General features: G+C 43.2%; 12 protein-coding genes and 1 tRNA gene. 7 read left to right on the forward strand and 6 right to left on the reverse strand.

Annotation, left to right across the window (positions count from 1 at the left end; all coding sequences use genetic code 11):
• Positions 1-22 precede the first annotated feature (22 nt).
• The 5 genes from trkA to MSVAZ_RS07635 all read right to left on the reverse strand — a co-directional run bounded on the left by trkA (position 23) and on the right by MSVAZ_RS07635 (position 6,436).
• Positions 23-1,369 carry a Trk system potassium transporter TrkA gene (gene trkA / locus MSVAZ_RS07615; protein ID WP_048119902.1) on the reverse strand — a complete coding sequence of 449 codons (1,347 nt, stop codon included), beginning with the start codon at positions 1,367-1,369 and terminating at the stop codon, positions 23-25.
• 454 nt (positions 1,370-1,823) lie between these two features.
• On the reverse strand, positions 1,824-2,993 hold the full coding sequence (gene dnaJ, locus MSVAZ_RS07620) for a molecular chaperone DnaJ (protein WP_048119903.1): 1,170 nt from the start codon (positions 2,991-2,993) through the stop codon (positions 1,824-1,826).
• A gap of 106 nt (positions 2,994-3,099) precedes the next feature.
• On the reverse strand, positions 3,100-4,950 hold the full coding sequence (gene dnaK, locus MSVAZ_RS07625) for a molecular chaperone DnaK (protein ID WP_048119905.1): 1,851 nt from the start codon (positions 4,948-4,950) through the stop codon (positions 3,100-3,102).
• Between the two features lie 270 nt (positions 4,951-5,220).
• Positions 5,221-5,850 carry a nucleotide exchange factor GrpE gene (gene grpE / locus MSVAZ_RS07630; RefSeq protein WP_048119907.1) on the reverse strand — a complete coding sequence of 210 codons (630 nt, stop codon included), beginning with the start codon at positions 5,848-5,850 and terminating at the stop codon, positions 5,221-5,223.
• 127 nt (positions 5,851-5,977) lie between these two features.
• Positions 5,978-6,436: a heat-shock protein gene (locus tag MSVAZ_RS07635; RefSeq protein WP_084626095.1), complete on the reverse strand. Its 459-nt coding sequence runs from the start codon at positions 6,434-6,436 to the stop codon at positions 5,978-5,980.
• 239 nt (positions 6,437-6,675) lie between these two features.
• Here MSVAZ_RS07635 and MSVAZ_RS07640 point away from each other — a divergent pair, with 239 nt between their 5' ends.
• From MSVAZ_RS07640 to MSVAZ_RS07665, 7 genes are all read left to right on the forward strand, one after another.
• Entirely contained in the window at positions 6,676-7,635 is a 960-nt protein-coding gene (locus MSVAZ_RS07640) for an ATP-grasp domain-containing protein (RefSeq protein WP_048123795.1), read from the forward strand.
• Positions 7,636-7,747: 112 nt separating this feature from the next.
• Positions 7,748-8,731 (forward strand): hydantoinase/oxoprolinase family protein, encoded by a 984-nt coding sequence (locus MSVAZ_RS07645; protein WP_048123796.1) that lies wholly within the window; start codon positions 7,748-7,750, stop codon positions 8,729-8,731.
• Positions 8,732-8,755: 24 nt separating this feature from the next.
• The gene (locus MSVAZ_RS20165) at positions 8,756-9,040 is read left to right on the forward strand and encodes a hypothetical protein (protein WP_157206038.1); all 285 of its coding nucleotides are present in this window, start codon (positions 8,756-8,758) and stop codon (positions 9,038-9,040) included.
• On the forward strand, positions 9,024-9,692 hold the full coding sequence (locus MSVAZ_RS07655; protein WP_048119912.1) for an amino acid kinase family protein: 669 nt from the start codon (positions 9,024-9,026) through the stop codon (positions 9,690-9,692). The genes MSVAZ_RS20165 and MSVAZ_RS07655 overlap by 17 nt, the downstream gene beginning before the upstream one ends.
• Positions 9,693-9,905: 213 nt before the next feature.
• Positions 9,906-10,076, forward strand: coding sequence for a zinc finger domain-containing protein (locus MSVAZ_RS19405; RefSeq protein WP_011308351.1), 171 nt, complete (start codon positions 9,906-9,908; stop codon positions 10,074-10,076).
• 93 nt (positions 10,077-10,169) lie between these two features.
• Positions 10,170-10,439 (forward strand): elongation factor 1-beta, encoded by a 270-nt coding sequence (locus MSVAZ_RS07660; protein WP_048119914.1) that lies wholly within the window; start codon positions 10,170-10,172, stop codon positions 10,437-10,439.
• A gap of 59 nt (positions 10,440-10,498) precedes the next feature.
• Positions 10,499-10,570, forward strand: a tRNA-Ala gene (locus tag MSVAZ_RS07665).
• A 685-nt stretch (positions 10,571-11,255) separates the two neighbouring features.
• Here MSVAZ_RS07665 and MSVAZ_RS07670 read toward each other — a convergent pair.
• Complete coding sequence (locus tag MSVAZ_RS07670) at positions 11,256-12,329, reverse strand: radical SAM protein (protein WP_048119916.1); 1,074 nt, start codon at positions 12,327-12,329, stop codon at positions 11,256-11,258.
• Positions 12,330-13,862: the final 1,533 nt, after the last annotated feature.

Below are 13,862 nucleotides of genomic sequence, written 5' to 3' on the forward strand. Positions count from 1 at the left end.
GAAACCACCTGCCTTTTAAAGTTCATCTGAAAAACTTTTCTATCTCCGACATTGCAGAAGCCATGGAAAAGATGACCACTCTATCCTGGTTTTCAATGACGAAGTCCCCTCTCGGGACTATAGTATCTTTTCCCCGAACCACTATATTGACGAGAGCTCCCCTTGGGAACTTGACTTTGTTTAGAGGTTTCCCGACAATTTTCGAGTTCTCGGAAGCCGTATACTCTATGATCTCTGCCTTTTCGCCTTCAAAGGTCGTCAGGGTTTGTATTCCTCTGCCCATTGTAAGCTTGAGTACCTCGTTTACAGTTGCTTCCCTGGGACTGACTGCCAGATCTATGCCGACCATTTCAAAGAGGGGCAGGTAGTCCGAGCGGTCAGCCCTGGCAATCACTTTCTTTGCACCCAGTTGCTTTCCAAGAAGGGAACACAGGAGATTTTTCTCATCGCTGTCCGTAACCGAGATAACAACATCCATGTTCTCAATGCCTTCCTCCCTGAGTAGACTGATATCGGTGCCGTCTCCATTTAAAATAAGAGCATTTTCCAGCATTTCTGCCACTTCTATGCAGCGGCTTTTACTGTACTCGATAATTTTAAGGTCGGCATTCTCTTCTTTGTCTATCAGTTTGGCGAGATAAAATCCTACAATGCCGCAGCCTATCAGAAGAATTCTATTTTTGTGGGGTACCTTGCTACCTAAAGTACTGCCTAGCCCTTCCATAGTCTCAGGTTTACCCACAACTACCATATGGTCGTTTGCCTTAATTATGTCGCTTCCATGAGGAATAATTATCTCATGCTCTCGAAAAATTGCACTGACAATGCAGCAGTCGGCAAGCCTTAGGTCCTTAATCTGTTTTCCTATAAGTTTGTTTTCAGGACTTATTGCAAACTCAGTCATCCGGACTTTTCCATCGGCAAACATTTCGGCACTTATCGCGGATGGACTTGACAGGATCTCAGCAACTTCGGATGCAAGTGAAAGTTCAGGGCAGATCATGAGATCGACTCCAACCTGAGACCTTGAGGTTACAGGCGAATCAATATAATCCGGATTGCTGACTCTGGCAATAGTTTTAGTTTCCTTCCATCCGGGCTTTCCCCGGGTAATCAGCTTTGCTGTCATGCAGGCTACAATGTTAACCTCATCTATACCGGTTACAGCTACAAGCAAATCAGTACCCTGAAGGATATCTGATAGGATCTCAGCATTTACTCCATTTCCTTCGATAACAAACACATCAAGTTCATCTGCCCGTTTTGACGCTTCTTCAGCATTTTCAATAATTATTACATCGTTTTTGGGGGAAAGAGCCTTTGCGATGTGATAACCTACTTCCCCTGCGCCGATAATTATAACCTTCATAGCACACCTTCAAAAAAACTGTTTTTAACTAACCTTATACTGTGGGGCCTGGCGGATAAAAAGAACAGGCACGAGATAAATAGATACGAATATTATATAACTAGAGAAAGTTGAGAGCACACCGATAAAATGAAACTGTAAAACGCAGCTCAATAAACTGTTTTTGATAATATTAATCGGCGTGTTGACCATCTCTCGAAGTTAAATGTTTTGCATACAGAATTTTGTACGATCCAGGCTTTTATGAATACAACTGGGATATAACCACAAGTTAAAATTCTAAAATTAAACAGTTATATAAATGTTTTCAAATATTTACAGCAAGAAACAAAATACAAAAGTAAACGAATCTTGAGAAAATAAGATAAAGTAAAGAAAAAAGTAGTATAGAAGAACGACAATTAAAAAGAAAAAGATGCCTCTAAAATGATAAAAAAGGGGCTAAAAGCCGCTTTTAATTTTCAAAGGCATCCTTTACTTTTTCGAAAAATCCTTTGTTTTTCTTGTTTTTCTCCGTAGATCTCTCAGTCCTGCCGTTTTGATTTCCTTCAGGATTTTTACTGCTGCTCAGGTCTTCGAACTGACGGAGTAGCTCTTTTTGCTCGTGAGTAAGCTTTGTCGGAGTCTTGACTACAACCCTGATGAGCTGGTCGCCTTTTTTACCCCCGTGAAGGTGCTGAATCCCTTTATCTTTAAGCCTGAATACGGAGTGGGTCTGGGTGCCTGCAGGGATATTCATCTTGACCTTTCCATGTAGGGTATCGACCATTACATCCATCCCGAGCGCAGCCTGGGCAAAGGAGATAGGAAGCTCGGAAATTACGTCATAATCAACTCTCTTAAAGTAGGGGTGTTCCATCACATGAAGCACAACATAAAGATCTCCGGCTGGAGCCCCGGTTTCTCCCGAATCTCCTTCTCCACTGAGCCTCAGGTTCATGCCTGAATCGGCTCCAGCAGGCACGTTTACTGTTATCTTCCTTGTGTTTCTGACTCTGCCTGTACCGCTGCATACCGGACAGGGAGATTCAATAACCTGGCCCCTGCCGTGACAGGTGCTACAGGTGGTGGTGCTTACAAACTGCATACCCAATCCGGAGCGAGTAGTACGGATTTGCCCTGTGCCTCCGCATGTGGGACAGCGCTTCGGACTTGTTCCGGGTTTGGATCCGGTTCCGGAACATTTAGAACATCTTTCTGTTCTAGGGATGTCGATATCTTTACGGACTCCAAAAGCTGCCTCCTCAAAGGTGATGTAAAGATCATACTGGAGATCGGAACCTCTTCTCGGTCCCATAGGACCTCTTCTGCTTCCCCCGCCGCCAAAAAACATTTCAAATATATCCCCGAAGCCGCCGAAGTCTGCACCTCGGAAGATATCTTCTGCGCTGTATTGCCCGTTTATTCCGGCATGTCCGAAGCGGTCGTACTGAGCCCTTTTCTCATCATCTGAAAGAACGGCATAAGCCTCGGAGATCTCCTTGAACTTATCCTCAGCCCCGACTTCCTTATTCCTGTCAGGATGATACTTTAGCGCAAGTTTTCGGTACGTTTTCTTTATATCCTCAGGTGAGGCATCTTTGGATAATCCAAGAATTTCGTAATAATCACGTGTTGTGGCCATCAGGATTCCCTGTTATTTTAAAAAAGATAAAGCTCCGGAGCCTGTAGCAGCAGGTTTCCGGCAAGGCCTGAGAATCTCCAGGCCTGTTTTATTACTTGGTTTTTCCTTATTTACGCTTTTCGTCGTTAACTACCTCATAATCAGCGTCAACGACTGTGTCATCAGGACCTTTTGCATCAGGATTTCCTGCTCCGCCTGCAGCCTGTTGAGCCTGCTGGGCTTTCTGGTACATTGCAGTGGAGATTGGATATACCGCTTCCTGAAGAGCTTCGGTTTTTGACTTTATGGCCTCGCTATCCTTACCTTCAAGAGCTTTCTTAAGGTCGTCGATTGCGGCAGTTACCTTTGACTTCTGGTCTTCGGTTGCCACATCTCCGGCATCCTTCAAAGTCTTTTCCGCAGCATTGATCAGGGCTTCGGCATTGTTCTTGGTCTCGACATCTTCTTTGCGCTTTTTGTCTTCTTCGGCATGCAATTCCGCATCTTTGACCATGCGCTCGATTTCGTCATCCGAGAGCCCACCCGGCTTCTGGATGGAAATGGACTGTTCCTTACCGGTCCCAAGGTCTTTTGCACCTACATGCAGTATCCCATTTGCGTCGATATCAAAGGTAACTTCAATCTGTGGGATGCCTCTTGGAGCTGGTGGGATACCGTCAAGAGTAAAGCGGCCGAGAGTCTTGTTTTCGGAGGCAACTCCCCTTTCTCCCTGAAGGACATGAATCTCTACTGAAGGCTGGTTATCAGCAGCAGTTGAGAAGACCTGACTTTTCTTGGTCGGAATTGTCGTGTTTCTCGGGATAAGTGGGGTTGCTATACCTCCGAGCGTTTCTATTCCTAGTGTCAGAGGAGTGACATCAAGCAACAGGACGTCTTTGACTTCGCCCCCGAGCACACCGGCCTGGATAGCTGCCCCGATTGCAACGGCTTCATCAGGGTTGATGTTCTTGTAGGGTTTCTTGCCTGTAAAGTTTTCCACAAGCTCGACAACTGCAGGCATCCTTGTGGCGCCTCCGACGAGGATCACTTTATCAAGATCACCTGGAGTGAGCTTTGCATCACTGAGGGCCTGGCGCATAGATACGAGGGTCTTTTCAAGGAGGTCCTCAGTCATCTTCTGGAACTGGGCCCTTGTAAGGTCGGTATCAAGGTGCTTTGGTTCGCCATCAGGACCAACTGTTAGGAATGGAAGGTTGATATTTGTACTTGCAACTCCGGACAGCTCGATCTTGGCTTTTTCCGCAGCATCGGTTAAGCGCTGGAGTACAGCTTTGTCTTTGGAGAGGTCAATTCCCTCGTTTTTCCTGAACTCAGTAAGTAAGTAGTTAACTATACGCTGGTCAAAGTCGTCTCCTCCAAGGTGAGTGTCCCCGCTTGTGGATTTCACCTCAAAGACTCCGCCTCCAAGTTCGAGAATAGATACATCAAAGGTTCCGCCTCCCAGGTCGTAGACAAGAATTGTTTGTTCTATATCCCCCTTATCGAGACCATAAGCCAGGGATGCGGAAGTTGGCTCATTGATAATTCTCATGACTTCAAGGCCTGCAATTGCCCCTGCGTCCTTTGTAGCCTGTCTCTGGGCATCATTGAAATAAGCAGGAACAGTAATAACAGCCTGTTTGATAGTTTCTCCAAGATAAGCTTCTGCGTCGGTTTTGAGCTTCTGCAGAATCATTGCGGAAATTTCCTGCGGCTTATACTGCGTTCCCTGAAGAGTCACCTTGTAATTGGCGTCTCCCATATGCCTTTTAATGGAATAAACAGTATTTTCAGGATTCGAAATGGCCTGCCTCTTTGCAACCTGGCCTACAAGTTTCTCTCCTTTTTTGGAAAATCCGACTACTGACGGAGTTGTCCTGGCGCCTTCGGCATTTGGGATCACGACAGCTTCCCCGCCTTCCATTACTGCCATGCATGAGTTCGTAGTACCAAGGTCAATACCCAGTATTTTTGCCATGTTTTATCCTCACTAGATTACCTGATTAAATTATTCAATTAAAGTTTTCATTCAATTATAAAGTTACAAAATATTTAGATAAATCATTAAGTTAAATTATTAATTAAGTTATCTGGTAAAGTTATAGTAAAGCTGTTCAGCTTAATTATGTTCAGCTTAATTATGTTCAGCTTAATTATGTTCAGCTTAATTATGTTCAGTTCAGTTTAATTATGTTCAGTTTAATTAGAGAGTAAGTATGCCTGAATTAAGGAGTAAGATTTTTCTCCTTTATTTCTCGGCCTCATCAGGGTTTCTGGCCACTGAGACCATAGCAGGCCTGATAATTTTAGAGTTAAGAACATATCCGGTTTTGTAAACCTCTACTATAGTATTGTCCGGGACTTCAGAGGTCTCGATATGTTGAATTGCCTCATGCCTGTGAGGGTCAAATTCACTGGCTTTTTCACTTTCGATCTTCTCAAGTCCGTATTTTTCGAGGATTGAGAAATACTGCCTTGAAAGCTGTTCTATTCCACTGACGATTGAGCTCATATCATCTGCAGTCTTTGCAGAGTTAAGGGCGCGATCAAAATTATCCGTTACTTCAAGAAAGTCAAGAAGTACCTGCTCAAGCACAGCTTTCCGGTTTTCCTCCATCTGGCGGGCGGTCCGTTTTCTGAAATTGTCAAAGTCGGCTGCAAGCCGGTAATACTTATCCATGAGAACCTGTTTCTCCTCCTGGCACCTGACTTCAGGACTTTTCTCAGCTTCCGAACTGGCAGAAGCCTCTTCGGGGTTTTCCCGTGCTTCATTAATCTCTTCCGCCGAAGAACCAGAGTTTTGGGCTTCAGAATTTTCAGCCCCAGCCTGGGCATCTTCGTTAGAATCCTTATTCTTTTCTTTATTGAATATTTTCATTCGTCGAACCCCATCAAGTAAGTACAACGGTTTCGCTCGTCCTGATCTGTGATTGTTTGTAATTCTATAAATAGTTTTCGAACGGTTAATGATACATATTACTCAAGAAAGAGAAGAAAAAGAAAAATCAGTATAAGTGGTTTTGAAGTTTATAAAAGAGTGCTTTGAGCATTACGACGCTTGCAATCATGGAAGCCGCAACTGCTGAAATCACCTGATCCCACCCGATGGCTGAGATTCCTCCTCCAAGTGCAAACTGTACGCCGCCTACAAGCGACACAAACACAAAGGAAAAGCCAAAGCCTGCAAGAGCTCCTCCTACAAGGGAACTCAGGGTGTCAAGTCCATGCTTTTCATAAAAAACCATTCCTGCAATAAACATTACTGCAAAAATCAAAAGTACAACTGCGGAGGGCAATGGACTTTCTTTTGTGGAAAAAACCTCAAAGAGCCCAAGCCCCATATCAACCAGGAATATACCCATGAAAACCGCAATGGTAAGGGTTTTGACAAACGGGTTTTCAAAGATCGACTGAGTATTTGGGTTTATGCTGTTAATAGTACCAGGCACCTTTATGTTTTTCAATGTTTAACTTTATGGTATAAACTGTATAATTTATATAAACTTTTACATACTCAACTTCATTTTTAGCAAGCCTTTTCAAAAAATTGCTTTCCCGAAACCGTTGCGCCGGTTTATCACGCCGATAGGGTTCGGGGATAAGGTTATCAGACTCAAACGGTTATTGGGGTTTTCGCTCAAGCCTTTTTTGAAAAGGCTTGGAACAAAAAGTAATAAATAAGTTCCCGAGTTTTTCCTTTCCGATGAAAATCCTGATTGCAGAATTTGCTGTCGGCACGGACATTGAAAAGTCCCTTATCCCGGAGGGAGCTGCCATGCTAAAAACCCTCGCGGAAAGCTTTGTTCGTCTTGGGCATGAGGTATACTATCCTTCAGCAGGTACGAAAATCTGCGCAGGCACGTGCATTGAATCTACAGCTGAAAATTTCATGCAGGTAATCGAGAGAAAAGCAAAAGACTGTGATGCAGGGCTGATTATTGCACCTGATTCTATGCTTCCCGAATTGAATAAAGTCCTTGAAGAAAATACCGTAAACCTGGGCTGTTCGCCTCAGTCGGCAGCCTGTTGCGCTGATAAGTTGATGTGTACGGAAATCCTGGCGAAAGCCGGAATTAAAGCCCCTGAGATTGCAAAAAAGGCTGAAGAAGGTAAAAAGTATGTTACAAAGCCCAGGTTCGGCTGCGGCGCAGAAGCAACATACCTTGTCACGGAGTTTGAGGACAACGAAGAATTTATTGCAAGCGAGTATGTTGAAGGAAAAACTCTGAGCGTAAGCCTTATCGCAGGAAAAAAACCGCTTCCTCTTACTGTAAACTGCCAGTTTATAGAGTTTGGCAAAAAAGAAGCCGAAACCATAGAAAATGAGAAAACAGGAGTTTCCGGCATAAAATATAATGGAAGCCTTACTCCTTACCAGACTCCAAGGCAAGATGAACTCTATGAAACCGCGATCTCCACAGTCAAATGCCTTGACTGTTTTGGATATGTGGGTGTAGACATCATACTTGCGGACTTTCCGTATGTAGTGGATGTAAACCCCAGGCCCACAGCCTCGCTTTTCGGAATTAACCGCGTTATGCGGGAGGAAATTGGAGACCTGCTTTTGAAAAATAAGTTTGGAGAACTTCCGGACTCTATACATATTGAGGGCGAATACCGCTTTTCAAAAGATGCGTTGGGCGAGCTTTTCGGAAGAGCTTGAAAGGTAGAATACAGATTGAAAAGCCGAAGCTTGAAAGATAGGGAACAGATTGGAAAGCCAGAGGCTTGAAAGATAGAGAACAGATTGAAAAAACATGATAAAGGGCTCAAAAATGAATTCTAAAGTTATCGGGCTTGATATTGGAGGAGCGAATACTAAACTTGCCTCCTCGGACGGAACTATTGTAGAACTGCACTATTTGCCCCTCTGGAAGAATACACGGCTTCCGGAAGTTTTAAAGGAAATCGCACAGCGGCTGCAGCCCGAAAAGGTTGCTATTGTTATGACCGGTGAACTTGCGGACTGCTTTGAGGACAAGGAACAGGGCATCCGCTTTATAATGTCATGTGTCAACTCTGCCTTTGGGATCTCAAATGTGTCTTATATAAACAGTCTGGGAAGGTTCCAGAGCGAAGCTGACGATCTAAGGGAACTTGCTGCTGCCAACTGGGCGGCTTCAGCCAGGTTGATAGGAGAAGAGATAGGAGACTGTATTTTTGTGGATGTGGGAAGTACCACAAGCGATATTATCCCTATCCTGTCAGGAGAACATAAAGCCGGGCTTACTGACTTTGAGCGGCTGGTCAGAAGTGAGCTCGTGTATGCAGGCACCCTCCGGACAAACCTTGCCGCACTTTTAGAAAAAGTAAAACTTGAAAAGGGCTGGTGCAGGACAGCTTCCGAACTCTTTGCTACAACTGCGGACGCCTATCTCCTGCTTGGAAAAATTGATGAAAATATGTACACATGCGAGACCGCTGATGGAGCAGGCAGGAGCAAAACCGATGCTATGCGCAGGCTTGCAAGGCTGGTCTGTGCTGACCTTTCCGAAATCCGGGAAGAAGACATCTACGAAATTGCATCCCAGGTAAAGGAAAAACAAATCTCTGTCCTGGCTGAGGCCATTTCCGAAGTTGCAGAAAGAAACGGGCTTAAAAGAATCGCAGCTGCAGGTCTTGGTGAGTTCCTTATAAAGGAAGCTGCAGAGCGGCTTGGTTTCGAATGCATCTCAGTATCCGGACGCTGGGGAGAAGAAATCTCAAAAGTCTTTCCGGCGTATGCGGCTGCCAGGCTGCTTTCCTGCAAGCCTTTTTAAAAACAACCCTTTTCAAAAAACTGCTTGCCCGCAACCCTTTTCAAAAAAGGCTTGACCGAAAACCCCAAGAACCGTTTGAATTTGATAACCTTATCCCCAAACCCTATCGACGTGATCACAACCCTTTTCAAAAAAGGTTTGACCGCAACCCTTTTCAAAAAAGGCTTGACCGAAAACCCCAAGAACCGTTTGAGTCTGATAACCTTATCCCCGAACCCTATCGGCGTGATAAACCGGCGCAACGGTTTCGGGTCAACGGTTTCGGGTCAACGGTTGCCTGAAAGGAAGAACTATGAGAGTGGTAATTAAAATCGGGGGAAGCCTTATCAAAGAGGCTCCCGAGCTTGTAGACAGGCTGGTAAAGGAATTTGGCTCAGGAATCCCGAAACTTCCAGAGGAAGCGTGTGCATCCGAAGGACTTTCTTATTCCATTCTAATAGTGCCCGGAGGAGGCATTTTTGCTGATGCTGTAAGGAAAACTGATGAAAGCTTTTCGCTGAGTGCGGATGCAGCTCACTGGATGGCTATACTGGGTATGGAGCAGTATGCTTGTTATCTTAAGGATAAAAGCCGCGCACGGGGGATAGATTCGATAGCCAGTCTGCCCCAGGGTGTATCTGTTCTTTTCCCATACAGGCTCTTGAGAACAGAGGATCCTCTGCCTCATAGCTGGGATGTGACCTCGGATACTATCGCGGCATGGGTTGCAAAGCAGATTGGGGCAACCTTAATAAAGGCCACGGATGTGGACGGTATATTCAGAAATGGGAAATTAGTCAGGGAAGTTTCTGTTGCCAGCTATGGAGGAAGTCGTGAAAGCTGTATTGATTCTGCCCTGCCGGAATTTCTTCTGAAAAACCGAATGGGGTGCCTGATTGTAAATGGTAAATCTTCGGATAGGGTAATTCAGGCCGTGTATGGGAAGTCTGTGCTCGGTACTGTGGTAAAGGGGAATATTTAAATCGTATATCGTATATGACTAGGGCAGAAGAAGCACAGCGTGTCCAAAAGCATTAATTAAATTCAGTTCATTAAATCTGCTAATGTTAACAAAGGTGCCCGGAAAAGCAGAAGCTCGATGCTTAAGGAAGGCGCCTGATTCACCGGCAACTCGTTACAAAATTTACTATTTGAAGTAACTATTAATTTAAAGTAACCATTAAGGAGAAAAAAAATGTCAGCACAAAAAGTTGAATACTGTACTTCATGCGGAATTCGCCTCGTGGAAAAGGGTTATGTAAAGTTTCCCTGCCCGCAGTGCGGATCAGAAATCGGAAGATGTGGAAGCTGCAGGCAGCAGGGTAACGTATACACCTGCCCCAAATGCGGATACAAGGCACCCTGATTCTGCAATAATCTCGAACCAGATTAATGCCGAAAATGTGAATGGAATAAAACTCGGTCAAAAAGATCAGATAAAAGTATAAGAGGAATCATAATGGGTGACGTTGCAGCAAAGATTAAAATTATGCCAGAAAGCGTTGATACTGACCTTGTAGAGCTGAAAGAGAAGATAAAGGGCGTAATTCCAGCAGGGGCGGATCTTCACGGAGATATTGTTGAAGAGCCTATCGCTTTTGGTTTGAAGGCTCTGATTGTAACATTAATCGTTGATGATGAAGAAGGCGGAACTGAGCCTGCAGAAGAAGCCTTTGCAAAAGTTTCCGGCGTTGAAAACGTCCAGGTTGTGGATGTCTATCGTATTTAAGAGGAGAAGAGACCCGGACAATGTGTCCGGAAAACAGTCTTTTCATATTCTCCTTTCTTGGGCTCGTAGATCAGGGGAAGATCGTTACGTTCGCAACGTAAAGGCCGCGGGTTCGAATCCCGCCGAGTCCATTTAATAACCTAATAGTCCTAAGCAATACTATTTCTTTAAGTTTATTTTTTACAATAATTATTACTTTCAATATCTGTATGTAATTCTATATGTAATCCAGCAACTTTTAGTTTTCCTTCAGAGTATCTCTTTCTCAAAGATATAATATATTTTCATGCGTCTTCGGTTAAGTGAGGAATCGTGACAAATTACGTCAATTTCCACAATATTTGTCAAATATTTTATAATATGGGCTGGAACAGGTATCGATTTCATGTAAATAGGCCAACATTTAAGGCTGGCTTCTAATGCAAAATCGATAACTTTCAGGCAAGAAAATTCCTTACCAGATGACCAATGTAGAGTAATTATAGTTTCTTCAACTGAATCAATGCCCAAAAATATAAACAATATTCATTGCCCATATCAGTATAAAAAGACAAAAAATAATGAAAGTTTTTCATTCTTCATGCATGTGTTAATAACTTATGAAAATTCCTAAAAAAGGTTTTCAACAAATCTTATCGCCTGTATGAGCTGAAGACGAAACGGTGATTCGTATTTTGTCTATCTAATTTCTTTCATTTACGTATCTCTCTTTTTGCCCTGTGATTCTTGCGCGGTTTACTGTACAACCTTTTAATCACTCTCCTTTTCTTTCAAGCTTCCCATAATTGCAAACATTGTTATGTTTTCACCTGTCTTTTAGTCCAAAAGAGATTTCACCCACTCTGGCTTCTTTGAGAGTGCACATCCCCCATTTGATTCCATGAGCTTATCACGATTCTCTCTCAGTGCTTTGAACAATCTGGAATTGAGAGCCTCTTTCAGCGGCATGTCCAGAATGCTGCATTCAGAGTACGGAGCGAAAGGGCAAGGCTCGACATCTCCAGAGGCGCTTATGTGGAGGAAGCCTCTTCCTGAAGAAAGGCAGCCTCCAAAGGCCTTTTCATCACCTGGGAACCCGATGTAAACGCCCGGCTGGCTTGCTCTGAAGGCAGCCATTTTAGTCAGGATCTCGTCTCGTTGCGAATCTGTAACCACCCAGTCCTCCGTACCTTTCATGACAGGGTTATACTCGACATAGATAAACGCTTTGCAGCCGTACTCCCGCATGAGCTTAACAAAGCTCTTGTCCGTGACGGTCTCGTAATTTGACTGGGTGACAGTGAGTGATACGCCAAAGAAGATGTCTCTTTCGTGAAGTTTCGCCATGTCTTTCATCAACCGGCCGTAAACACCGTCACCCCTGTGCAGGTCCGTCATGTTCTCTTGGCCTTCCATGCTGAGTATCGGGATAACATGCTTTTGTTCCTTGAATTGTTCAAGCACAGCGTCATCGATGAGGGTACCATTCGTGAATAATGTGAAGATCATATCCGGAAAGTTTTTAGTAACATCGAATATGTCTGGCCTGGTCAGTGGCTCTCCGCCTACAATTAACACAATGGAAACGCCCATCTCACTCGCCTGCTGTAGTACGCTCGTCAGACTGGCTGTGCTCATTTCAGGTTTTTGTTCGCGGGGGACGAGCCGTGAGTAGCAGCCCACACAGTGCAAGTTACATTTGTTGGTAACGCTGAGTATCATCACTGGAGGCACGTGGAGCCCCTTATCCTCGTTTTTCTGCCTTATTGAGGCCGCCTTTTTCTGTGCCATCGTGGCCCTGACGAAAAAGGCAGCCATGGCAGGTTTCTTCAAGGAGACATTCAGCGCATCGCTGAATATATTTTTGATGAGATCGTTGACCATGCGATTGAGATCGTTATTGTTTTCCATAAGAAATCACCATTAAACGTCGGCATTCTCTTTACAGGTAGAATATTCATTCCTGGACATCAGCCGGTACCTGTCCTGGCTGGTGGTTGTTTCTTTACACTCATAAACAAAAATATGGCTTGCTATTTAAATTCCTTAAGAAGCGTCTATCGATATAGTACATCTAATTCGCGGGTAAACCTGTTGCTAAAGGGTTATTTCATTCTGCGGCTTTTGTTCCGGATATGTGTCTGCAGGTTTTCGTCTTCTGCTGCACTGCCGGTCATGACCACTTTTATCTGATAATTCAGGTTATCTTCGGAATATCATTCCGGATGAAGGGCTGTGAATCACAGTTTTTGGCTCTCCGTTGTTTTGTGTGGATATCCTCATAATCTCCTCATAAAATCAATGGTCTTGAATTGAAAATCATCTTATCCATAGGGAATGACGAAAAGCCAAAGAGTATCCTCTTCAAATTAAATGGGTTTCCAACTACATAAAAAACGCACATGAAATTCTTATAATCACAGGCACAAAGAAATGAAAGTACGCGAAAGAACTTTTATGCTAAATATCAATGCAACTCCAGGTAATTCCGATTTTTCATGAAAATACTCCCGAAAATTGAAGAGTTTTTTGGAGGGGAATAAATTTTGCGCTGAAATTCTTTCGATGGCTAACTATTAGCTACTTTTACGACTCTATCTAATTATTTAATGATTTCATCTCAAAACAAATTTATTTCCACATCAGTAAGAGTTTTCAGAATTATTTAACATGAAAGTACTGCCATCTGCAAGCACTTTCGTTGATTGTGCATGTTATTCGAAGAATATCATGTGCGTTTTTCAGGATAAGAAGTTCTATTGATAGTCCATAATACAATATTCAGAAAAGTAATTTTGCGTTTTGGGATCCGCTCAATGATAGTTATTTATAATGTATTCTACATTATCAGTTATGGTAGAAAGACTATATTTTTTCCCATGCTCCTGGAACCTCAAACAAAATGCTTGAGCAATAAGTAAAGGGTGTGGTAAATGTTTGGAATAACATGTAGATATAAACTTATTCAGATCACCATAAACGCATTCAGGCAATGTCGTCTTCTGCATATTTATAACACCTCAGTGCCTGGACATTATAGACTTATCATAACTTTTGCGATATGACATTGTTGACTTTTCAGATAGGTTTTCAGCCACTGGGCCTGGAACTCCCCACCTGCTTGTTATTACAGGTGAGGAATTTACAGTCTCAAGTTCAATTAATAGATTTAGGAGTTTTTTTCTTTGCCTTTTGAACAAAGATATATATGGTGAACTTCTATTTAACACTATTCTTTAAATTAATAATACCTAATGTTATTATAATTCTTAATTGTATTACTAAATTGGAGAGGGTCAGTATAAAAACTACCACAATTTTCAGGTAATAAAACTGGTCAACTAACTTATTCTTATTGAGCTGGTCCCAAAACGCAAAATTGCTTCTTTGACTTTTCTTTCAAAGAAACGCGATTTTGACCATAATTTACAATAAATAAAAATA

The organism is Methanosarcina vacuolata Z-761, from assembly GCF_000969905.1.
Classification (GTDB): domain Archaea; phylum Halobacteriota; class Methanosarcinia; order Methanosarcinales; family Methanosarcinaceae; genus Methanosarcina; species Methanosarcina vacuolata.

Excerpts from the sequence above, each read along its gene's own strand:
- trkA (WP_048119902.1), bottom strand. The coding sequence starts at position 1,369 with ATGAAGGTTATAATTATCGGCGCAGGGGAAGTAGGTTATCACATCGCA.
- dnaJ (WP_048119903.1), bottom strand. The coding sequence starts at position 2,993 with ATGGCCACAACACGTGATTATTACGAAATTCTTGGATTATCCAAAGAT.
- dnaK (WP_048119905.1), bottom strand. The coding sequence starts at position 4,950 with ATGGCAAAAATACTGGGTATTGACCTTGGTACTACGAACTCATGCATG.
- grpE (WP_048119907.1), bottom strand. The coding sequence starts at position 5,850 with ATGAAAATATTCAATAAAGAAAAGAATAAGGATTCTAACGAAGATGCC.
- MSVAZ_RS07640 (WP_048123795.1), top strand. The coding sequence starts at position 6,676 with ATGAAAATCCTGATTGCAGAATTTGCTGTCGGCACGGACATTGAAAAG.
- MSVAZ_RS07645 (WP_048123796.1), top strand. The coding sequence starts at position 7,748 with ATGAATTCTAAAGTTATCGGGCTTGATATTGGAGGAGCGAATACTAAA.
- MSVAZ_RS07655 (WP_048119912.1), top strand. The coding sequence starts at position 9,024 with ATGAGAGTGGTAATTAAAATCGGGGGAAGCCTTATCAAAGAGGCTCCC.
- MSVAZ_RS19405 (WP_011308351.1), top strand. The coding sequence starts at position 9,906 with ATGTCAGCACAAAAAGTTGAATACTGTACTTCATGCGGAATTCGCCTC.
- MSVAZ_RS07660 (WP_048119914.1), top strand. The coding sequence starts at position 10,170 with ATGGGTGACGTTGCAGCAAAGATTAAAATTATGCCAGAAAGCGTTGAT.
- MSVAZ_RS07670 (WP_048119916.1), bottom strand. The coding sequence starts at position 12,329 with ATGGAAAACAATAACGATCTCAATCGCATGGTCAACGATCTCATCAAA.